This window comes from Rhizobium sp. RAF36 (assembly GCF_052114105.1).
GTDB lineage: Bacteria > Pseudomonadota > Alphaproteobacteria > Rhizobiales > Rhizobiaceae > Rhizobium.
Map to the genome: position 1 here is coordinate 697928 of NZ_JBFREC010000001.1, position 20790 is coordinate 718717.

Genomic DNA, 20790 nt, shown 5'->3' on the forward strand with positions numbered 1-20790 from the left:
CTTGCGAAACTGGCGCTGTTCCTTGTGAATTCAAGCGTTCCGGCGGTACGGCACTGTTTTTGCAAGGCCTACAAATTGCTAAGAAGGAACGAACGCCTGATTCCTGCTTTGTCTTCCGGTGACAAAGCGCCATGCCGGATCGGCGCATGCGAGGACTAGATGACGACACCGCGTCAGGCTGACGACTACAATTCCCCGATCGTGGATCGAGGAGGACGTTCCGGCACGGCTATCCGCATCCTCCTCCTGGCGCTGGTGCTGATCGCCGCCGCCGCCGCCTTCGTGGTGTTCAAGAGTTCGCTCGACAACGAGATGGTGCTCGGCGTTCTCGGCGTGCTGGCCATGGTCGGTATCTTCTTTCTGGTGTCTTCGGTGATCGGCTTCATAGAAGTGATGCCGCAGCGCCAGTCCGACAGCCTGGCCCGCTCATTTCTCAACAGTCACCCGGATGGTTCGCTGATTACTGATGACAAGGGCCGGATCATCTATGCCAACGGCGCCTATGGAAAGCTGACCGGCGCGCGCAAGGCAACCGAGGTGCAGACGCTGGAAGCGCTGCTGTCGCGTCACCGCGAGTCCAACGAGGCGCTCTACCGTCTGTCGAACGGGCTGCGCGAGGGCCGCGAGGGGCAGGAAGAGTTCCGGCTGCTGCGGGCGCTCGGACCATCGCCGAATGGTTCCGGGGCACACTGGTACCGCCTGAAGGCACGGACGCTGAAGACCGAAGAGAGCGGCAGCAAGCCGCTGCATATCTGGCAGATCAGCGACATCACTTCGGAGCGCGACGATCAGGAGCGCTTCTTCAAGGAATTGCAGAACGCCATCGACTATCTCGACCATGCACCGGCCGGCTTCTTTTCCGCCGGGCGCAAGGGCGAGATTTTCTATCTCAACGCGACGCTGGCCGAATGGCTTGGTCTCGACCTGACGAAATTCATTCCGGGCTCGATGACGATCGGCGACGTGGTGGCGGGCGAGGGGCTGGCATTGATCCAGTCTGTCCAGGCCGAGCCGGGTCTGAAAAAGACCGATACGCTGGATCTCGATCTGAAAAAGTCGAACGGCCAGAGCCTGCCGGTGCAGATCGTCCATAGCGTCACGTCGATGCGCGACGGGGCGCCGGGCGAAAGCCGGACGATCGTGCTGCGGCGCGAGCCGGGCACCGAGAACGAGCAATCCGCCTCTGCCGCGGTCATGCGCTTTACCCGCTTCTTCAACAATACGCCGATGGCGATCGCCTCCGTCGATGGCGAAGGCCGGATCCTGCGTACCAATGCGCCGTTCCTGAAGCTGTTCTCCGGCCTCGTATCCCGCGATGACGTGGACAATGGTGCACGGCTAGAAGCCATCGTCCAGCAAAGCGACCGCGAACGGCTGCAGGGCGCGCTCGACGCCGCCAAGGACCGGCAGGGCGACATTCCGCCGATCGATTCCCGCACGCCTGACGACGATGCACGCCATTTCCGCTTCTACATCAATGCCGTCATCGACCAGAGCGATGAGGCGCCGGAAGAGGCGGCGATCGTCTATGCCGTTGAGGTGACCGAGCAGAAGGCGCTCGAGGCACAGATGGCGCAGACGCAGAAGATGAACGCCGTCGGCACCCTGGCGGGCGGCATCGCACATGACTTCAACAACGTGCTGACGGCGATCCTGCTATCCTCCGACCACCTGCTGCTGCAGGCGCGGCCGGCCGACGCAAGTTTCGCCGACCTGATGGAAATCAAGCGCAACGCTAACCGCGCGGCGGTGCTGGTGCGCCAGCTGCTGGCCTTCTCGCGCAAGCAGACGATGCGGCCGTCGGTGCTGAACCTGACGGATGTCGTCGGCGATCTGCGCATGCTGGTCGACCGGTTGCTGTCGGGCACCAACGTCAAGCTCGATGTCGAATATGGCCGCGACCTCTGGCCGGTCAAAACCGACCTCTCGCAGTTCGAACAGGTGCTGATCAACCTTTGCGTCAACGCGCGCGACGCCATGCCCGAAGGCGGCAAACTGACGGTGCGGACACGCAATGTGACGGCGGACGAAGTCGCGGCCTTCAACTATTCCTATATGCCGAACGAAGACATGGTTCTGGTCGAGGTCAAGGATACCGGTACCGGTATCGCGCCCGAGATCATGGACAAGATTTTCGAGCCGTTCTTCACCACCAAGGAAGTGGGCAAGGGAACCGGCCTCGGGCTGGCGATGGTCTATGGCATCGTCAAGCAATCCGGCGGCTATATCCAGCCGGAATCGGAAGTGGGCAAGGGAACCACCTTCCGGGTGTTCCTGCCGCGCCATATCGTCGAGCCGGTCATAGCAGCCGAAGGCGGCGCAGATGGTGTCGGTGCGAGCAACGTCGTGCAGATGCCTGTCGCGGTGCAGCCGGAACAGCCGGAAGACCTGACCGGCAATGCTGTTATCCTGCTTGTCGAGGATGAGGAAGCGGTGCGCCGCGGCGGCAAGCGCATGCTGGAGACCCGCGGCTATACTGTTCACGAGGCCGGATCGGGCATCGAGGCGCTCGACATTCTGGAAGAACTCGACGGCAAGGTGGATATCGTCGTTTCGGACGTAGTGATGCCGGAGATGGACGGGCCGAGCCTGCTGCGCGAGCTGCGCAAGACATATCCTGATATGAAATTTGTCTTTGTGTCCGGTTATGCCGAAGATGCGTTTGCGCGCAACTTGCCGGAGGGATCGAAATTCGGCTTCCTGCCGAAGCCGTTCTCGCTGAAGCAGCTGGCCGTCGTCGTCAAGGAAACGCTCGACAGCAAATGACGGGAGGCGTTTCCGCCTCCCGGATTCTCAATTCATTCAGGCGTCCAGCGCCACGGCGATTTCGGCCGCCAGCCGCGCGTTGTTTTCAACCAGCGCAATATTGGTCTTCAGGCTCTGGCCGTCGGTCAGGTCGAAGATGGTGCTGAGCAGGTAGGGCGTGACCGCCTTGCCGGTGATCTCGTCGCGCTCGGCGCTGTCGAGCGCGCGCTCGATATAGATTTCCATTTCCTCGCGCGGAATTTCGTCAGCCTCCGGAACCGGATTGGCGATCAGCATGCCGCCGTCGATGCCGAGCTGCTCGCGGGTCGTCTGGAAATTGGCGATTGCCGCCGGGCTGTTCAGGGTCAGCGGGCTCTTGAGGCCCGACTTGCGCGACCAGAAGGCCGGGAATTCTTCGTTCTCATAGGTGACGACGGGAACGCCGGAGGTTTCCAGCACTTCTAGCGTCTTCGGAATGTCGAGGATCGCCTTGGCGCCGGCGCAGACGACGATGACGCCGGTGCGGGCGAGTTCCTGCAGGTCGGCCGAAATGTCGAAGCTCTCTTCGGCGCCGCGATGCACGCCGCCGATGCCACCGGTGGCGAAGACCTTGATGCCGGCACGCGCCGCCGCAATCATTGTCGCAGCCACGGTCGTGGCGCCGGTGCGGCGCTCGGCGATCGAGAAGGCGAGGTCGGCGCGCGACACCTTCATGACGTCCTTTTCCTTGGCGAGCCTTTCAAGCTCTTCCGGCTCCAGGCCGATATGCAGGACACCGTGCATGACCGCGATGGTCGCCGGAATGGCGCCCTGTTCGCGGATGATCGCCTCGACGCTGCGGGCCATCTCGATATTGCCAGGGTAGGGCATGCCATGGGTGATGATGGTCGATTCCAGCGCGACCAGCGGTGCGCCGCGCTGCTTGGCGGCGGCAACTTCCTTCGAATAGGAGATCGGCAGCAGAGGGGAGATCGGTTTCGTCATTGTCGTTTCCAGTTCATCGATAAGCGCGCTTCAATGCAGAATTCTGGCGGCCGGAACAAGGGCCAGCGTGTCGCGGAGGAGCTCCGGTGTCAGTTTTTCACTGACGGCAAGCGGCGATTGGACGGTGACCGCTGCTGCCGCAGCGCCATGACGCACGGCTTCCTCCAGCGGCAAGCCGTGCATGAATGCCGACAGCACGCCTGCGGCAAGCGAATCCCCGGCGCCCGTGACGTCGGCCACGCTATCGACCGCAGGCGGCTGAAGCGCGATCGACTGCTTGCCGGCAAAGGCGATGAGTTCGCGCTGTCCGCGGGTGACGACGCCGCCCTTCAATCCGGTGTCACCGAGCAGAGACACCCAGTCTGTCGCATCGTCAGGGCGTGCTCCGGCGAGTGCCGTGGCTTCCGCCTCGTTGAGGAACAGGAAGTCGATGCCTTCGGCACAGGCCTTCAGCTTGATCACCTTGGCTGGCGAGATGGCAATCGCCGCCACCGGTTTTCCAAGGCCGTTTGCCCGGGTGACGATTGCCGCGATCGTGTCTTCCGGCAGGTTGGCGTCGAAGAGGATCAGATCATTGTCGGCAAAGGCCTCGCGCACCGCGCGGATGGCGAGGCGGCGGGGCGAGAAATAGCGGTAGAGGTCCATATCGGCGAGCGCGATGACGAGATTGCCGTCGCGCTCGATGATTGCGGTGTAACTCGGCGTCTTGCGGTCGAGGAAGACGAAGGGGCGGTCGTTGACACCGGCTGCATAGGCAGCCTCCGTCACCATCTCGCCGGTCGGGTCGCCACCGCGCGGCGAAATCATCGTCACGTCGAAGCCGAGGCGGGCTAGATTGCGCGCCGCATTGAAGCCACCGCCGCCGGCTTCCTCGAACCAGGATCCCGGATTGCTGGAGCCCGGCGCCGTGTCGCCGGATATGCGTCCACGCCGGTCGATATGGGCGCCGCCGAGCACGAGAATCTTGCGCTTCATGCGTGAGCTCCAGAGGGGGCGATTTCGCCGAATCGAGCCATCCGCTGCAGCTCGCCGTCAGGCCGTGTCACGCTGCTAAGCTCTTGCGCCACATCAATAAAACAAATGTAGAACACGTACTGATTTACCTTTTCGTTTCAATCATTTGAACGCCACTTGCGCAATGAGAACAAATCACGTACAAAATCGGCATCGGCGGCAACATTGCTAGAGCGGCTTCAATAACCTAAAGGTGGATCGAATGTCACAGAATACATTGCGGCTTGTAGAGGACAAATCGGTGGACAAAAGCAAGGCACTTGAAGCGGCACTCTCTCAGATCGAGCGGTCGTTCGGCAAGGGCTCTATCATGAAGCTCGGCTCGAATGAGAGCGTGGTCGAGATCGAGACTGTTTCGACGGGCTCTCTCGGACTGGATATCGCACTCGGCATTGGCGGTCTTCCCAAGGGCCGCATCATCGAGATTTACGGACCGGAAAGCTCCGGCAAGACGACATTGGCGCTGCAGACCATTGCAGAAGCCCAGAAGAAGGGCGGCATCTGCGCCTTCGTCGATGCAGAACATGCGCTCGACCCGGTCTATGCCCGCAAGCTCGGCGTCGATCTGCACAATCTCCTGATCTCGCAGCCGGATACCGGGGAGCAGGCGCTTGAAATCACCGATACGCTGGTTCGTTCCGGCGCCGTCGATGTTCTCGTCGTCGACTCGGTCGCTGCACTGACGCCGCGCGCTGAAATCGAAGGCGAGATGGGCGACAGCCTGCCGGGCCTCCAGGCGCGTCTGATGAGCCAGGCATTGCGCAAGCTGACCGCATCGATCTCGAAGTCGAAGACCATGGTCATCTTCATCAACCAGATCCGCATGAAGATCGGCGTGATGTTCGGTTCTCCGGAAACGACGACCGGCGGCAACGCGCTGAAATTCTACGCCTCGGTTCGCCTCGACATCCGCCGTATCGGCGCGGTCAAGGAGCGTGAAGAGGTGATCGGCAACCAGACGCGCGTCAAGGTCGTCAAGAACAAGATGGCGCCTCCCTTCAAGCAGGTCGAATTCGACATCATGTATGGCGAAGGCGTCTCGAAGACCGGCGAGCTGGTCGATCTCGGCGTCAAGGCAGGCATCGTCGAGAAGTCAGGCGCCTGGTTCTCATATAACAGCCAGCGGCTCGGGCAGGGGCGTGAGAACGCCAAGATTTTCCTGCGCGACAATCCGGATACGATGCGCGAGATCGAGACTTCGATCCGCCAGAATGCCGGCCTGCTTGCAGAGAAGCTGCAGAACGGCGGACCGGATGCCAATGACGGCGATGGCGACGGCGAGCCCTGATCCTCGCCCTAGCATTTTTGCGTTCGAAACGGCCGCATTCCACCAGGAATGCGGCCGTTTCGTTTTGCAGGCGGGTTTGCCTGCTGGACAGTGGTTAATGCGGACGATAAAAGCCACTGGATTTAAGATTTGACCTGCCGTGGGCAGCATTGAAGGGCATAGCATGAGCGGTGTGAATGATATCCGGTCGACCTTCCTCGACTATTTCAAGACCAACGGCCACGAAGTCGTTCCGTCGAGCCCTCTCGTGCCGCGCAATGACCCGACGCTGATGTTCACCAATGCCGGCATGGTGCAGTTCAAGAACGTCTTCACCGGTCTTGAAAAGCGCCCCTATTCGACAGCGACGACGGCGCAGAAATGCGTGCGCGCCGGAGGCAAGCATAACGACCTCGACAATGTCGGCTACACCGCGCGCCACCACACCTTCTTCGAGATGCTCGGCAACTTCTCCTTCGGCGATTATTTCAAGGAGCGGTCGATCGAGCTTGCCTGGAACCTGATCACCAAGGAATTCGGCATCGACGCCAAGCGCCTGCTGGTCACCGTCTATCACACCGACGACGAAGCCTTCGGTCTCTGGAAGAAGATCGCCGGTCTCTCCGAAGACCGGATCATCCGCATTCCGACCAGCGACAATTTCTGGGCGATGGGCGATACCGGTCCGTGCGGTCCGTGCTCGGAAATCTTCTACGATCACGGCGATCACATCTGGGGTGGCCCTCCCGGCTCGCCGGAGGAAGACGGCGACCGTTTCATCGAGATCTGGAACCTCGTCTTCATGCAGTACGAGCAGATCACCAAGGAAGAGCGCGTCGATCTTCCGCGCCCATCGATCGACACCGGCATGGGCCTGGAGCGCGTTGCGGCGCTGTTGCAGGGCAAACATGACAATTACGATATCGATCTGTTCCGGGCGCTGATCGAGGCGTCCGAAGAGGCAACCGGCGTCAAGGCTGAGGGCGATCAGCGAGCCAGCCACCGCGTCATCGCCGATCATCTGCGTTCTTCGGCGTTCCTGATCGCCGACGGCGTTCTGCCCTCCGCGGAGGGCCGTGGCTACGTGCTTCGCCGCATCATGCGCCGCGCCATGCGCCATGCCGAGTTGCTGGGCGCCCGCGAACCGCTGATGTGGAAGCTGCTGCCGGCGCTGATCCAGCAGATGGGCCGCGCCTATCCGGAGTTGGTGCGCGCCGAAGCGCTGATCACCGAAACGCTGAAGCTCGAGGAAACCAAGTTCCGCACGACGCTGAAGCGCGGCCTGTCGCTGCTGTCGGAAGCCACGACCACGCTCGGCAAGGGCGACATGCTCGACGGCGAGACCGCCTTCAAGCTCTACGATACCTACGGCTTCCCGCTCGACCTGACGCAGGATGCCCTGCGCGCCCGCGAGATCAACGTCGATCTCGCCGGCTTCACCGATGCCATGGAGCGCCAGAAGGCGGAGGCACGTTCGCATTGGGCCGGCTCCGGCGACAAGGCGACCGAAACCATCTGGTTCGAGCTGCGTGAAGCGCATGGGGCAACCGAATTCCTCGGCTATGCCACCGAAAGCGCCGAGGGCGTCGTCCAGGCGATCGTCAAGGATGGCGCCTCTGCTCCGCAGGCCGTCAGCGGCGAGAAGGTGCAGATCGTTGTCAACCAGACGCCGTTCTACGGCGAGTCCGGCGGTCAGGTGGGTGATGCCGGCATCATCTCTTCGGATAGTGCCAAGATCGAGATCACCGATACGCAGAAGCGCGGCGAGGGGCTGTTCGTGCATATCGGCACCGTCGTCGAAGGCACGATCAAGACCGGCGACGCGGTTGCGATGACCGTCCATCACGCCCGCCGCTCGCAGATCCGCGCCAACCATTCGGCAACGCATCTGCTGCATGAGGCGCTGCGCGAAGTGCTCGGCCACCATGTTGCCCAGAAGGGCTCGCTGGTGACGCCGGAACGCCTGCGCTTCGACGTGTCGCATCCGAAGCCGATGTCTTCAGAAGAGCTGAAGGTGGTCGAGGATATGGCCAACGAAATCATTCTGCAGAACTCGCCGGTGACGACGCGTCTGATGAGCGTCGACGATGCCCGTGCCGAGGGCGCCATGGCGCTGTTCGGCGAAAAATACGGTGATGAAGTGCGTGTCGTGGCCATGGGCCAAGGCCTGCATGGCGCCAAGACCGGCAAGCCTTATTCGATCGAGCTCTGCGGCGGCACGCATGTGTCTGCCACCGGTGATATCGGGCTGGTGCGCATTCTCGGCGACAGTGCCGTCAGCTCCGGCGTGCGCCGTCTCGAGGCAGTCACCGGTGAAGCGGCCCGTGTCTATCTGGCGGAACAGGACGACCGCGTGAAGACGCTGGCTTCGGCCCTCAAGGTGCAGGCAGGCGATGTGGTTTCGCGCGTCGAAGCGCTGATGGACGAGCGCCGCAAGCTGGAACGCGAACTGGCCGATGCCAAGCGCAAGCTCGCCATGGGCGGCGGTCAGGGCGGTTCGGCGGATGACGCAGCCCGTGAGATCGCCGGCGTCAAGTTCCTCGGCAAGACCATTACTGGCGTTGATCCCAAGGATCTGAAGGGCATTGCCGACGACGGCAAGGCCAGCCTCGGCTCCGGCGTCGTGACGCTGATCGGCGTTTCCGACGACGGCAAGGCCAGCGCCGTGGTTGCCGTTACCGAAGATCTCGTCGGTCGCTTCAGCGCCGTCGATCTGGTGCGCATCGCTTCGGCAGCACTCGGCGGCAAGGGCGGCGGCGGCCGTCCCGATATGGCCCAGGCCGGTGGTCCGGACGGATCGAAGGCCGACGAGGCGATTGAAGCCGTTGCGGCAGCGCTCGCCGGCTGATCGTCACCGGATAGTGATAGTGAAAGGCGGAGACTTCGGTCTCCGCCTTTTTTTGTTTTACGCCTGAACTCCGCAGGATTTGTCAAACCGGACTATGGTTGTCTGCAGGTGATCGATTTGCATGAGGTCTGACATGAACGGGCAAACGGCTTGGTCTCTCTATGAAGACCGCCTGAGGCGGGTTTCGGCCTATATCCACGACCACCTCGACGAGGAGCTGGATATGGAGCGGCTGGCCGATATCGCCTGCATGTCGAGCTATCACTGGCACAGGATCTACCGGGCGATCTACGGCGAGACGCTGGCGGCCACCGTCAAGCGGCTGCGGCTGCATCGCGCGGCGGGCGATATCGTCCGCACCGGTCTTGATATCAGTGAGATTGCCAAGCGATCGGGCTATCCCAATCTCCAATCCTTCAACCGCATCTTCAAGTCGGTCTACGGCATGCCGCCGGCGCGCTACCGGAAAGAGGGAAGCCATACAGTCTTCGAACCCTCGATTTCAGGAAAGGCGACAGCCATGTTTGACGTGACATTGAAAACCATTGGGCCGATCGAATTGATCGGCGTGCCGCATACCGGTTCCTACATGCAGATCAGCAAGGCGTTCGAGACGCTGTTCGGAACGCTCTATGCCCGTGGGCTGGCGTCACCCGGCATGCGGATGATCGGTGTCTATTTTGACGATCCCGATATTGTTCCGGCTGAAAGACTGCGGTCGGTTGCCTGCGTCAGCGCTGATGAGACCATCGCCGCCGAGCCGCCTTTCGTCCGGCAGTCTCTCAGCGGCGGCGACTATGCGGTCCTGCGCCACAAGGGTCCCTATGCGGATATGCACAAGGCCTATCAGTGGCTCTATGCCGAATGGCTGCCGGTTTCCGGTCGGCAGCTCCGCGATGGGCTGATGTTCGAAGAATATCTGAACAACCCGCGCGACACGGCGCCGACCGGGCTGCTGACGGATATCTACATGCCGCTAGTGTGAGTGGGCCTTCAGCTGCATGTCCTGCATCGCTTCATCATCCAGTGCGTTGGCCCGGCGGTAGGCATCCCGGTTGGCGACACGGCCGAGATAATCGGCAAAGGCCGGCCGCTGCTCGAGCGAACCGAAATTCAGGCCCCAGCCGATATGCGAGCCGACATAGACATCGGCGGCCGTGAAGCGGTCGCCGGCGATATAGGGGTTGTCGGTCACTGCCTTTTCCAGCGTGTCCATGACATCGCCGAAGCTGCCATATCCGACGCTTCGGGCCTTGTCGGCAGGGGTGACGAAGCCGAGCATACGGATGGTGACGACCGATTCCAGCGGACCGGCGGCGAAGAACATCCAGCGGTAATAGGAGCCGCGCTCTTTAGGGCGCGGCGCCAGCTCCTTCTCCGGAAAGGTATCGGCCAGATAGGCGCAGATCGCGGCGCATTCAGTGACGATGGTGCCGCGATGCGAGATCGCCGGAACCTTGCCCATCGGATTGACCGAGAGATAGTCCGTTCCCTTGATCGTACCGTCGAAGGTCTTGATCTCCGTGCGGTAGGGAACGCCTGTTTCCTCCAGCATCCAGCGGGCGATCCGGCCGCGCGACATCGGGTTTGTGTAGAACACCAGCTCTTCGGTCATCATTGTCTCCTCATCGATTGCTGATATCTGGCGCAGGCCAGCGACGCGGCAATGTCTAGTGGAGGATGCTGCCAATTTCTGTCAGCAGTCAGAGCTGCTTTCGGTACTGGATGAAGCCGGAGCGTTCGGCGATCTGATCGTAGAGGCGGCGGGCGCGCTCGTTGCTCTCGTGCGTCATCCAGTAGAGCCGGCCGGCACCCTGTTCGCGGGCAAGATCGGCAACGCGCTCGATCAGTGCGGCACCGGTTCCAAGGCCGCGCTGGTCCGCCTCGACATAGAGATCCTGCAGGTAGCAGGTCCATTTCGGCAGCCAGGTGGAGCGATGGAAGATGGCGTGGACGATGCCCTTCAGCTTGCCGTCGTCATCGAAGGCGCCAAAGGCATGCATCGGCTCGTTTGCAGCGTGGAAGCGCGCCCAGGTCAGTTCAGTGGTCTCAGGCGGAATGACGACGTCGTAGAAGGTCTGATAGCCCTTCCACAAGGGCTCCCATTGCGAGCGGTCGGATGGCTCAAGCAGGCGGATCGTCGTCATGTGCTGTTCCCTTGTTGTTGAAATGAAAACGGCGGGAAGATCCCGCCGTTCTGCTGTTTTCTGGTTCTGGCCGCCTCAGGCGCCCATGGCCTTCTTGAGGTTCTCGTCGATCTTGTCGAGGAAGGCAGTCGTCGACAGCCACGGCTGATCCGGGCCGATGAGCAGCGCCAGGTCCTTGGTCATGAAGCCGGCTTCGACTGTATCGACGCAGACCTTTTCGAGCGTTGCCGCGAACTTTGCAAGTTCGGCATTGTCATCGAGCTTGGCGCGGTGTGCGAGGCCGCGGGTCCAGGCGAAGATCGAGGCGATCGAGTTCGTCGAGGTTTCCTGGCCCTTCTGGTGCTGGCGGTAGTGGCGGGTGACCGTGCCGTGCGCGGCTTCCGCTTCGACCGTGCGGCCATCCGGTGAGAGCAGGACCGAGGTCATCAGGCCGAGCGAGCCGAAGCCCTGTGCAACCGTGTCGGACTGGACGTCGCCGTCGTAGTTCTTGCAGGCCCAGACGTAACCGCCGGACCACTTCAGCGCCGAGGCGACCATGTCGTCGATCAGGCGATGTTCGTAGGTGATGCCGAGCTCGACGAACTTGGCCTTGAATTCGGCCTGGTAGACTTCTTCGAAGATGTCCTTAAAGCGGCCGTCATAGGCCTTCAGGATGGTATTCTTGGTCGACAAGTAAACCGGCCAGCCGCGCATGATGCCGTAGTTCATCGAGGCGCGGGCGAATTCGCGGATCGACTCGTCGAGGTTGTACATCGCCATGGCAACACCGGCGCCGGGAGCGTCGAAAACGTCCTTCTCGATGACCGCGCCGTCTTCACCGACGAACTTGATCGAGAGCTTGCCCTTGCCCGGGAATTTGAAATCGGTTGCCTTGTACTGGTCGCCGAAAGCGTGACGGCCGACGACGATCGGCTTGGTCCAGCCGGGGACGAGGCGCGGAACGTTCTGGCAGATGATCGGCTCGCGGAAGATCACGCCGCCGAGGATGTTGCGGATCGTGCCGTTCGGGCTCTTCCACATCTGCTTGAGATTGAATTCCTTGACGCGGTCTTCGTCCGGCGTGATCGTCGCGCACTTGATGCCGACGCCGTGCTTCTTGATGGCGTTGGCGGCGTCTACGGTCACCTGGTCGTTGGTGGCGTCGCGGTTTTCGACGGAAAGGTCGAAGTAATCGATATCGAGGTCGAGATACGGATGGATCAGCTTGTCCTTGATAAGCTGCCAGATGATACGCGTCATTTCATCGCCGTCGAGATCGGCGACGGGGTTAGCGACCTTGATCTTTTTCATGTATCTGCCTCGTAAGCTGGTGGGGACTAGGTCCCGTGGCGGGTGATTTTTGAAATCCCGAGCGCTATAGCATTGTGTGCTTGGAACGCAAAGCCGCAAGCACCCCGGAAAGAGCATTTTGGGGCCATTGCCAAGTCCGCGGATTTGATTAGTGTCCGCGGCAATTGCTTCGTTAACGGACATTTCATCATGAAGACGATTGCCTTGCTTTTTACCGTATTCGCCGGTCTTCCAACCCTTGCAAAAGCTGCCGAAATCCCGGCGCCGGTTCAGGAGGTCATGGACGCCACGGTCAACAACTGGTCGGGCGACGACATCGAATGGGTCGACATCTTCGACCCCGGTAAACTCGACACGCGCTACAGCAAGGATTTCGCCGCCAAGTACCGCGAGGCGTCAAAGCATCCCGCCGTGGACGACGGCATTTCACCCTTCGATTATGACGTCATCGTCAACGGACAGGATGCCTGCCCGTTGGAAGATCTGAAGCTGACGCCGCAGAAGACGGCCGATGGTCAGGATGAGGTGGTGGCATCGTTCCGCAAGATGGCATGCGGCGAGGTTGAAGAAGCCCAGGCGGTCTCAACCGTGCGCTTCGAGATGGCGACGGAAGGCGGCAAGGCCGTGATCGACGACATCATGCTCGAGGATCCCGAGACCAAGGCCACCAGTTCGCTGAAGGCGACGATGGACGAGATCGCCAAGGGCCAGTGAGCGCCGGCCCGGCGTTTGATTTCGCCCCGTTTGGCGGTATGTCCGGAGAGGGCATGTTTCGTGACTGCGCCGGATGAGGGCTCATCGGTTGTTTTCGGGCTTCGATCTTCGTGACTGGCTGCTTGCCAACGACCCGGCGCTGTCGCGCTTTCGCATGGCATCGCGGGTGACGCTGACGATCGTCATCTCCTTTGCGATCCTGTTTGCGATCCATCTCTTTGCTGTGCCGCTACCGACGGCCTCCTATGGTCTCGGCATCGTGCTGTCGATCGAGGGGGGCGTCGCCGTGCGCGACAAGGGCAATTCGCGGCAGCTGATCACGCGGCTGCTCGGATGCCTGGCCAGTCTTGCCGTCGTGGCGATCGCCGCGGCGCTGGAAGATCATCGGGTGCTGACCGATCTGGCCTTTCTGGTGGTGATCTGCCTTGCGGCCTCGGCGCGCGTCTTTGGGCCACGCGGGTTTGCCATCGGCATGTTTGCCTTTACCTCCTATTTCATGGGGGCCTATTTCCACCCAGACATCGGCGAGTTGCCCCTGATCGCGGTCGGTCCCGTGGTTTCGGCGCTGACCGGCCATGTCGTCCGCGCGATGCTGCTGCCGGATAACTGGCGGCGCGATCTGCTGCGATCCCTGGAAAGCGTGCGGGGCAGGGTCAACCAGATCCTCTTCAAGCTGGCAGCACTTGCTTCGGACGGGCAGGTCGGTGAACACGACCGTCAGGAACTGCGCCAGCTGGAGGATCGGCTGAAGGAAGTGGTGCTGATGGCGGAAAGCTTCATTCCGCGGCCGGCCGGCGGCGTCTTCGACAAGGGCGGGGATCCGGCCGCGGAACTGGCGATCCGTCTTTTCGATCTGCATCTCGCCGCCGAAAGCGCGATCGTGCTCAGCCAGCAGAGCCTGCCGGATTTTGCGCTGGTTCACGCCGTCATCGAAGGCAAGCAAGGAAGCCTTGCTCAACAGGACGACGCATCTTCCGACCCGGCAGCCGAGACGAGGCGGGCGCTTTTCTGGCTCGGTGACGCCAGACGTCACCTTGTAGAGACGATCGCGCAGGCGCAGATGACCGCGTTCGCCGGTGTGGAGCCCGCCGATGACGAGCCGACCGCTGCGGCGATCGATTTTTCTTTTGCCAATCCTTTGATCAAGTCCGCCTTGCAGATCACGCTCGCCGCCGCGCTGGCCATGAGCTTCGGGCTGATGCTGTCGCGCGAACGATGGTTCTGGGCGGTGCTGGCCTCGTTTCTGGTCTTCACCAATACAAATTCCCGCGGCGACACGGCGATGAAGGCGCTGCAGAGGTCGCTCGGCACGCTGTTCGGCATCGTCGTGGGCCTCGGGCTTGCAACGCTGCTGACCGGCCATGACGCGATCGCCATCCCCGTCGCGGTCGTCTGCATCTTCCTGGCCTTCTACTTCCTGCAGATTTCCTATGCGACCATGACCTTCTTCGTGTCGATCGTGCTCTGTCTTGTTTACGGGATGACCGGTGCGTTGACTGTCGATCTGCTGGCGCTGCGCATCGAGGAGACGTTGATCGGGACGCTGGCCGGGACGGCGGTCGCCTTCCTGGTTTTTCCGGCGCGCACCCGCGGCGCACTGGATGCCGCACTTCAGAAATGGTTCGACGCGCTCGATGCGCTGCTCTCGGCGATCCTCGACGGCAAGCCGCGCTACGAGCTCATCTCGCTTTCTCAGACGCTCGATGGTGCCTATCGCGATGTCACCGTCGCCGCACGGCCTCTCGGGTCGGCCTGGTCGGTGGTGACACGTCCCGGCCGGATCCGGCAGACGCTGGCGATCTTTCTGTCGGGCACCTATTGGGCCCGGATCGTCGCCAGCTCCTATGGCGAGGGTCTGAGCGATGCGGACCGTGAAAAGGTGAGGGCGGCGCTGGCGGCTGCGCGGACGCGGCTCTCGGCGGTGGCGCCGCGGGGTTCGGAGTGTTTCTTCGTCGAGCGCCAGTCGGCCGCCTCGGCCGCCCGTCATCTGCCGATCTCGATGAGCGGCGCAAGGCTCGGCGTGGAGATGGTCGGCGGCGTCCTCGACCGGCTCTATCCGGCCGCATAAGTCTTGCCGTTTGCCGCGCGCAAGGCTATTCCGGCTCGAAAGCAAGGACGGCATTCATGGCAGGCACAAACAGCGAGCGGGAACTTCTGACCGAAGGACCGGCGATCATTCTGGTCGAACCGCAGATGGGCGAGAATATCGGCATGGTGGCACGCGCCATGGCCAATTTCGGCCTTGCGGAGCTGCGGCTCGTCAATCCGCGCGACGGCTGGCCGAACGAAAGGGCGCAAGCGACGGCGTCGAAGGCCGATCACGTCATAGCCGGCACGAAGGTCTACGACACGCTGGAGGAGGCGATCGCCGACCTCAACTTCGTCTATGCGACGACGGCGCGCGAGCGGGACGGTTTCAAGCCGGTGCGTTCTCCCGTGGTTGCTGCCAAGACGCTGCGGACGAGATTTCGCGCCGGGGAGGGTGTCGGCATTCTCTTCGGGCGCGAACGCTGGGGCCTCAGCAACGAGGAAGTGGCGCTGGCGGACGAGATCGTCACCTTTCCGGTCAATCCGGCATTCGCCTCGCTCAACATCGCCCAGGCGGTGCTTTTGATGTCCTACGAATGGATGAAGTCCGGGATGGACGATCTGGGCGAGGTGCGCTTCCAGGCCATGGAGCAGACGCCATCGACCAAGGAGCAGCTGTTCGGCTTTTTCGACCAGCTGGAGGAGGCGCTGGATGCGCGCAATTATTTCCACCCGCCCGCGAAAAAGCCCAAAATGGTGGACAATCTGCGTGCCGTCCTGTCGCGCCGCGCCTTCACTGAGCAGGAAATCAGCGTGCTGCGCGGAGTGATCTCCTCCCTCGACCGGTTCTCGCGGCAATATCCGCGTGGCAGCCGGGCTCCCGAAAAGACCAAGGAACGGCCGAAAGATGACAGCAGCGGGGAATGAGCTGAAACCGGTCCTGGTTTTCGATTCCGGTATCGGCGGGCTGACCGTGCTGCGCGAAGCGCGCGTGCTGATGCCGGAGCGCGGCTTCATCTATATCGCTGACGACGCCGGCTTTCCCTATGGCGGCTGGGAGGAGCAGGCGCTGAAGGAGCGTGTCGTCAGCCTGTTTGCCAGGCTGCTCGAAGAGCATGATCCTGAAGTCTGCATCATCGCCTGCAATACGGCCTTCACGCTTGTCGGCGCCGATCTGCGCGCGGCGTTTCCGCAGATGACCTTCGTCGGAACGGTGCCTGCGATCAAACCGGCGGCCGAGCGGACACGTTCCGGGCTGGTTTCGGTGCTGGCAACGCCTGGCACCGTCAAGCGCGCCTATACGCGCGACCTGATCCAGTCCTTCGCGCAACAATGCCATGTCCGTCTGGTCGGATCGGAAAATCTGGCGCGGATGGCCGAGGCCTATATCCGCGGCGAGACCGTATCGGACGCCGCGGTGATGCGCGAGATCGAGCAATGTTTCGTCGAGAAGGACGGGCGCAAGACCGATATCGTCGTGCTCGCCTGCACGCATTATCCGTTCATGGCCAATCTTTTCCGGCGGCTGGCACCGTGGCCTGTCGATTGGCTGGATCCGGCCGAGGCGATTGCGCGCCGCGCCCGCAGCCTCGTGCCTGAGGTTGCCGATGCGGTTCATCCTGACAATTTCGATTTTGCGGTCTTCACGTCGGGCAACCCGGATTTTGCCACCACACGGCTGATGCAGGGCTTCGGTCTCAGCACCCGCTAAGGCGTTTCAACGCTTTCTTTCGCTCTGGTGATGACGCAGACTCGCTGCCGGGGAATCAGGTGCGGCGCCTTCCGTGCCTGAGAATGAAGGAATGCGCCGTGCCGCTTCAACGACTTGTCATGCTGATCTTTTTCCTGCAGCCGATCGCCTTCGGCGCTTGGCTGCCGCGGATTCCCGACATTCAGGCGAAACTGCAGCTCGGCACCGCCGATTTGGCGATCGCCCTGCTTGGCCTGCCTGTCGGCACGCTGCTGACGCTCTCTTTTGCGGGACGCGTCGTCTCGCATATCGGCGGACGGGCGGCGATTATCTATGGCTTCGTCTTCTTCCTGGCCGTTGTCTCGCTGCCGGCCTTTGCGCCGACCGTCACATTGCTGTTCTTCTCGCTTTTGATCCTCGGCGTTGCGTTGTCGACCGTCGAGCTCGGCATGAATGTCGAGGCGGACCTGACGGAGAAAGTCACCGGGCTGATCATCATGAGCCGGTCGCATGGCTTCTGGAGTCTCGGCATCATGTTCGGCAGTCTGCTCGGCGTTGGCGCGATCGCCATCGGCGCTGCGCCGCATTGGTCGATCCTGGCGATATCGGTGATCGTGCTGCCGATCGCGCTCATCGTCAGCACCCGATTGCCGAAACTGCCGGAAAGTCACCATGCGGAGACTGCGGTGAAGAGCGGCTTCAAGCTTCCGGGACTGGCGCTGCTTGGTGTCTGTGCCTTCGTCTTCGGCGTGACCATGACCGAGGGAGCGATCGCCGATTGGTCGGCGGTCTATCTGCGTGATGTTTTTGGCTCAGAGGGAGCGCAGATGGGGCTGGGCTATTCGGTCTTCGCATGCATGGTGGCCGCCGGGCGGTTCAGCGGCGACTATCTGAAAGGCCGCTTCGGCGCGGTGGCGATCGCACGGGCCTGCGGCACCGCTTCGCTTGCTGGGATGGCGATCATCCTGCTGGCACCGGCAGCTCCCCTGGCGCTGATCGGATTTGCGGCTGTTGGCGTCGGCGTCTCGGTCGGCTTTCCGCTTGCGGTTACGGCGGCTGCAGCGCTGACCGACCGGCCGGCGGCCGCGAGTCTTGCGATCCTGTCCTTCGTCGCACTTCTCGGCTTCCTGATCGGTCCGCCGATCATTGGCTTCATCGGCGAATATTGGGGACTGAGGGCAGGGCTTGCGGTGCTGATCGTGCCGCTTTCCGTCAGCCTGATCTTCACCCGGATGCTGACGCCACGCAGCGGCGATGCGCAGAGCCGTCTTGTGGAACGCGAGGCTGTCTGAAGCCTGCAGTCTTTCTGTGGGTTTCCATCAGAGACGGGTAACAAAGACAGCGGCGAATGTGCTAGAGACGGCGGACAGATCTTAAAAGGAATTCGACTTGCAGGTTGGCATCGATATGGGAACGGCGTCCGGCAGCAGCCCGGCGACACTCGATATCGAGGAGCTGCTGGCAACCCGTTTGCTGGTGCAGGGCAATTCTGGCTCCGGAAAATCACATCTGCTGCGTCGGCTGCTTGAGCAGTCTGCCCAATGGGTTCAGCAGGTCATCATTGACCCCGAAGGCGACTTCGTGACGCTGAGCGACCGCTTCGGCCATATCGTCGTCGATGGCGAGCGGACGGAGGCCGAGCTTGCCGGTATCGCCAACCGCATCCGTCAGCACCGTGTCTCCTGCGTCCTGACGCTGGAAGGGCTCGATATCGAGCAGCAGATGCGCGCTGCCGCTGCCTTCCTCAACGGCATGTTCGATGCCGACCGCGAATATTGGTATCCGGTTCTCGTCGTTGTCGACGAGGCACAGATGTTCGCGCCATCGGTCGGTGGCGATGTTTCGGAAGATGCGCGCAAGATGTCGCTGGGCGCGATGACCAACCTGATGTGCCGTGGCCGTAAACGCGGCCTGGCCGGAGTCATCGCTACGCAGCGTCTGGCAAAGCTTGCCAAGAATGTTGCCGCCGAAGCCTCCAACTTCCTGATGGGCCGTACCTTCCTCGATATCGACATGGCCCGCGCCGCCGATCTTCTCGGCATGGACCGGCGCCAGGCGGAAATGTTCCGCGACCTGAAGCGCGGAAACTTCGTGGCGCTCGGTCCGGCATTGTCGCGCCGCCCGCTGCCGATCCAGATCGGCAATGTCGAGACGTCGGCGCGCTCGTCGAGCCCGAAGCTGATGCCGCTGCCGGACGCTCCGCAGGATGTCGAAGACCTGATCTTCACGCCGGACCCGGAAGAGTTTCAGCGGCCGCTCGTTCGCCGCGCTCCGCCCGCACCACGCCCGACCACCGATATCCTTGCCGAACTGGCCCGCTCGGCACCAGCAGCCACGCCGGCACCATCCGAGCCGCGCAGCAGCCAGCCGGAGCTCTCGGCGGACGAGCGCGAAGAGCGCCTGTCGGCCGTTCTTGCCGAAATTCTCGACGATCCGGCCTCGGGTTTCCGCACGGATTCGGTGCTCTACCAGGAGTTCCTGGTGCGTCTGCGCATGCGCCGCGTGCCGGGCCCGCCGATGCCGCTGCCGGAATTCCGCCGCCGCGTTGCGGTGTCGCGCTCCGGCGTCGATGCGGACATGGCAGCAGGCGAAGCCTGGGCGACGGCGCTCTCGCTTTCAAACGGCGTCACCGACGACCTGCAGGGCGTGTTCCTGATGATGGCGAAGGCCGCAATCGGCGGCGAACAATGCCCGTCGGATGCCCGGATCGCCCGCGCCTACGGTACCCACTCCGCCCGCCGTGCCCGCCGTCTTCTCGGTTATTTCGAGGAACAGGGCCTGATCGTCGTCCACACCGACTTCACCGGCAAGCGCATCGTTGCATTCCCCGATCTGCAGGCCGAGACGGCGCCGGGCTCTGCGGACGCGCCAGACGATGACGCACTGAAGAGTGCCGCGGAATAATCTTGCTCAGACCCAAGTCTGAATGATCTCGGGGATTGCATGGATGCAGGTGAGCTCGAGCCGCGTCGTGCCGATATTCTTGAAGCGGTGCGGCGTCTCGGGGTTGACGACGACGATGTCGCCTGGATTGGGGTCGAGCGTTTCGTTGCCGACCGTGAAGCGCGCCTGGCCGGAGCGGACGATCCACATTTCCGTGTAGGGGTGCGTATGGAGTGCCGGCCCCTGGCCGGGTTCACTGTCGATCAGGAAGACCGAGACGGGTGCGCCGAAATTTCCGCCTTCGAAGAGAATGGTGCGATTGGGGAACTGGTTCTGATCTGCACGCGGGATGACGTGGAACATGATTTCCTCCTTGGATCGTGCGCCGGACTTCGCTATCTAAGTATCTTAGTGGGAAGATAGTCCAATTTATCTTCTCGTCAAGATAAATTGGAGCTGTTGATGGCGACGGAAGACCACGTTGACCGGCTACGCGCGCTTTGGGCCGAGGAGCTGCCCGATCTCGATACTGTGCCGATGAGCATCCTCGGGCGCATCTACCGGCTTTCCAATCTAGTGCGGCCGTCGATCGAAGCGACCTTCGCGGAATTTGGTCTCGATCGTGGCGAGTTCGATGTGATTTCGACGATCCGCAGGGCAGGGCCGCCCTACCGGATGATCCCTACCGATCTCTATCGCCTGCTGATGATCTCGTCCGGCGGTCTGACGCACAGGCTGGACAGGTTGGAGAAGGCGGGGCTGATCGAACGGCGGCGGTCGGAGCAGGACAAGCGCAGCTTCGAGGTGGCGCTGACGGAAACGGGTATCGCTCGTGCCGAGGCTGCGTTCCGCGAAGACATGGCCCGTGAGCTCCGTCATCTGGATGTGCTGGATGAGGGCGAGCGGCGGGCGCTTGCCGGTCTGCTGCGCAAGCTTGCCGGTTCGATCGAGGCGGCTGGCGCAGACGCGGCGGAGCCAAATTCCGTTTGACAATCCCGTGACTTATCCCTAAAGACCGCGCCAGCACGGGGCAGCAATGTCCCGTGTTTCATTTGACATGTCCCGTGGATCTTTCCAGTTCGCGTAACCGGAAAATCCTGTCGGGCCTCCCAAAAGGGGCCAAAGGAGGGCGTGTTTCCTTCGAGCGATCTGACAACAGACCGCTCTAACACTCTGAAAG

At 62.1% G+C, this 20790-nt stretch carries 17 protein-coding genes; 11 read left to right on the forward strand and 6 right to left on the reverse strand.

Translation table 11 applies throughout. The features are described from left to right. Nucleotides 1-159 precede the first annotated feature (159 nt). Nucleotides 160-2766: a cell cycle histidine kinase CckA gene (gene cckA, locus AB4Z25_RS03455; protein WP_112539254.1), complete on the forward strand. Its 2607-nt coding sequence runs from the start codon at nt 160-162 to the stop codon at nt 2764-2766. Nucleotides 2767-2802: 36 nt separating this feature from the next. On the opposite strand, the gene AB4Z25_RS03460 is transcribed toward cckA, so the two are convergent. Further along, complete coding sequence (locus AB4Z25_RS03460) at nt 2803-3729, reverse strand: pseudouridine-5'-phosphate glycosidase (RefSeq protein ID WP_112387232.1); 927 nt, start codon at nt 3727-3729, stop codon at nt 2803-2805. 30 nt (nt 3730-3759) lie between these two features. Then, entirely contained in the window at nt 3760-4704 is a 945-nt protein-coding gene (locus AB4Z25_RS03465; protein WP_112539253.1) for a carbohydrate kinase family protein, read from the reverse strand. Nucleotides 4705-4945: 241 nt separating this feature from the next. Here AB4Z25_RS03465 and recA point away from each other — a divergent pair, with 241 nt between their 5' ends. The 3 genes from recA to AB4Z25_RS03480 all read left to right on the forward strand — a co-directional run bounded on the left by recA (nt 4946) and on the right by AB4Z25_RS03480 (nt 9843). Next, a complete protein-coding gene (gene recA / locus AB4Z25_RS03470; RefSeq protein WP_112387234.1) occupies nt 4946-6031 on the forward strand; it encodes a recombinase RecA in 1086 nt (361 codons plus the stop codon). 163 nt (nt 6032-6194) lie between these two features. Next, nucleotides 6195-8858: an alanine--tRNA ligase gene (gene alaS, locus AB4Z25_RS03475; RefSeq protein WP_112539252.1), complete on the forward strand. Its 2664-nt coding sequence runs from the start codon at nt 6195-6197 to the stop codon at nt 8856-8858. 133 nt (nt 8859-8991) lie between these two features. Continuing rightward, nucleotides 8992-9843, forward strand: a complete 852-nt coding sequence (locus AB4Z25_RS03480; protein WP_112539251.1) for an AraC family transcriptional regulator — start codon at nt 8992-8994, stop codon at nt 9841-9843. On the opposite strand, the gene AB4Z25_RS03485 is transcribed toward AB4Z25_RS03480, so the two are convergent. The 3 genes from AB4Z25_RS03485 to AB4Z25_RS03495 all read right to left on the reverse strand — a co-directional run bounded on the left by AB4Z25_RS03485 (nt 9835) and on the right by AB4Z25_RS03495 (nt 12295). Then, nucleotides 9835-10473 carry a glutathione S-transferase family protein gene (locus AB4Z25_RS03485; protein WP_112539392.1) on the reverse strand — a complete coding sequence of 213 codons (639 nt, stop codon included), beginning with the start codon at nt 10471-10473 and terminating at the stop codon, nt 9835-9837. The genes AB4Z25_RS03480 and AB4Z25_RS03485 overlap by 9 nt on opposite strands. An 88-nt stretch (nt 10474-10561) precedes the next feature. Further along, the gene (locus tag AB4Z25_RS03490; RefSeq protein WP_112539250.1) at nt 10562-11005 is read right to left on the reverse strand and encodes a GNAT family N-acetyltransferase; all 444 of its coding nucleotides are present in this window, start codon (nt 11003-11005) and stop codon (nt 10562-10564) included. Between the two features lie 75 nt (nt 11006-11080). Next, the gene (locus AB4Z25_RS03495) at nt 11081-12295 is read right to left on the reverse strand and encodes an NADP-dependent isocitrate dehydrogenase (protein WP_112387238.1); all 1215 of its coding nucleotides are present in this window, start codon (nt 12293-12295) and stop codon (nt 11081-11083) included. A 189-nt stretch (nt 12296-12484) separates the two neighbouring features. Between AB4Z25_RS03495 and AB4Z25_RS03500 the strand changes: the two genes are divergently transcribed. From AB4Z25_RS03500 to AB4Z25_RS03525, 6 genes are all read left to right on the forward strand, one after another. Next, nucleotides 12485-13009 carry a hypothetical protein gene (locus AB4Z25_RS03500; RefSeq protein ID WP_112539249.1) on the forward strand — a complete coding sequence of 175 codons (525 nt, stop codon included), beginning with the start codon at nt 12485-12487 and terminating at the stop codon, nt 13007-13009. A gap of 73 nt (nt 13010-13082) precedes the next feature. Beyond that, nucleotides 13083-15077 (forward strand): FUSC family protein, encoded by a 1995-nt coding sequence (locus AB4Z25_RS03505; RefSeq protein ID WP_112539248.1) that lies wholly within the window; start codon nt 13083-13085, stop codon nt 15075-15077. A 56-nt stretch (nt 15078-15133) separates the two neighbouring features. Beyond that, nucleotides 15134-15964, forward strand: coding sequence for an RNA methyltransferase (locus AB4Z25_RS03510; RefSeq protein ID WP_112539247.1), 831 nt, complete (start codon nt 15134-15136; stop codon nt 15962-15964). Next, nucleotides 15945-16748, forward strand: a complete 804-nt coding sequence (gene murI, locus AB4Z25_RS03515) for a glutamate racemase (protein WP_112539246.1) — start codon at nt 15945-15947, stop codon at nt 16746-16748. The genes AB4Z25_RS03510 and murI overlap by 20 nt, the downstream gene beginning before the upstream one ends. An 83-nt stretch (nt 16749-16831) precedes the next feature. After that, entirely contained in the window at nt 16832-18019 is a 1188-nt protein-coding gene (locus AB4Z25_RS03520) for an MFS transporter (protein ID WP_442207899.1), read from the forward strand. 97 nt (nt 18020-18116) lie between these two features. Next, complete coding sequence (locus tag AB4Z25_RS03525) at nt 18117-19631, forward strand: ATP-binding protein (RefSeq protein WP_112539245.1); 1515 nt, start codon at nt 18117-18119, stop codon at nt 19629-19631. Nucleotides 19632-19637: 6 nt separating this feature from the next. Here AB4Z25_RS03525 and AB4Z25_RS03530 read toward each other — a convergent pair whose 3' ends face one another. Beyond that, entirely contained in the window at nt 19638-19973 is a 336-nt protein-coding gene (locus AB4Z25_RS03530) for a cupin domain-containing protein (RefSeq protein WP_112539244.1), read from the reverse strand. A 99-nt stretch (nt 19974-20072) separates the two neighbouring features. Between AB4Z25_RS03530 and AB4Z25_RS03535 the strand changes: the two genes are divergently transcribed. Beyond that, the gene (locus tag AB4Z25_RS03535) at nt 20073-20600 is read left to right on the forward strand and encodes a MarR family transcriptional regulator (protein ID WP_112539243.1); all 528 of its coding nucleotides are present in this window, start codon (nt 20073-20075) and stop codon (nt 20598-20600) included. The last annotated feature ends 190 nt before the right edge of the window (nt 20601-20790 follow it).

Excerpts from the sequence above, each read along its gene's own strand:
- AB4Z25_RS03465 (WP_112539253.1), bottom strand. The coding sequence starts at position 4,704 with ATGAAGCGCAAGATTCTCGTGCTCGGCGGCGCCCATATCGACCGGCGT.
- recA (WP_112387234.1), top strand. The coding sequence starts at position 4,946 with ATGTCACAGAATACATTGCGGCTTGTAGAGGACAAATCGGTGGACAAA.
- AB4Z25_RS03535 (WP_112539243.1), top strand. The coding sequence starts at position 20,073 with ATGGCGACGGAAGACCACGTTGACCGGCTACGCGCGCTTTGGGCCGAG.
- AB4Z25_RS03510 (WP_112539247.1), top strand. The coding sequence starts at position 15,134 with ATGGCAGGCACAAACAGCGAGCGGGAACTTCTGACCGAAGGACCGGCG.
- murI (WP_112539246.1), top strand. The coding sequence starts at position 15,945 with ATGACAGCAGCGGGGAATGAGCTGAAACCGGTCCTGGTTTTCGATTCC.
- AB4Z25_RS03490 (WP_112539250.1), bottom strand. The coding sequence starts at position 11,005 with ATGACGACGATCCGCCTGCTTGAGCCATCCGACCGCTCGCAATGGGAG.
- AB4Z25_RS03495 (WP_112387238.1), bottom strand. The coding sequence starts at position 12,295 with ATGAAAAAGATCAAGGTCGCTAACCCCGTCGCCGATCTCGACGGCGAT.
- AB4Z25_RS03505 (WP_112539248.1), top strand. The coding sequence starts at position 13,083 with ATGAGGGCTCATCGGTTGTTTTCGGGCTTCGATCTTCGTGACTGGCTG.
- AB4Z25_RS03530 (WP_112539244.1), bottom strand. The coding sequence starts at position 19,973 with ATGTTCCACGTCATCCCGCGTGCAGATCAGAACCAGTTCCCCAATCGC.
- AB4Z25_RS03485 (WP_112539392.1), bottom strand. The coding sequence starts at position 10,473 with ATGACCGAAGAGCTGGTGTTCTACACAAACCCGATGTCGCGCGGCCGG.
- AB4Z25_RS03460 (WP_112387232.1), bottom strand. The coding sequence starts at position 3,729 with ATGACGAAACCGATCTCCCCTCTGCTGCCGATCTCCTATTCGAAGGAA.
- alaS (WP_112539252.1), top strand. The coding sequence starts at position 6,195 with ATGAGCGGTGTGAATGATATCCGGTCGACCTTCCTCGACTATTTCAAG.
- cckA (WP_112539254.1), top strand. The coding sequence starts at position 160 with ATGACGACACCGCGTCAGGCTGACGACTACAATTCCCCGATCGTGGAT.
- AB4Z25_RS03500 (WP_112539249.1), top strand. The coding sequence starts at position 12,485 with ATGAAGACGATTGCCTTGCTTTTTACCGTATTCGCCGGTCTTCCAACC.
- AB4Z25_RS03480 (WP_112539251.1), top strand. The coding sequence starts at position 8,992 with ATGAACGGGCAAACGGCTTGGTCTCTCTATGAAGACCGCCTGAGGCGG.
- AB4Z25_RS03520 (WP_442207899.1), top strand. The coding sequence starts at position 16,832 with ATGAAGGAATGCGCCGTGCCGCTTCAACGACTTGTCATGCTGATCTTT.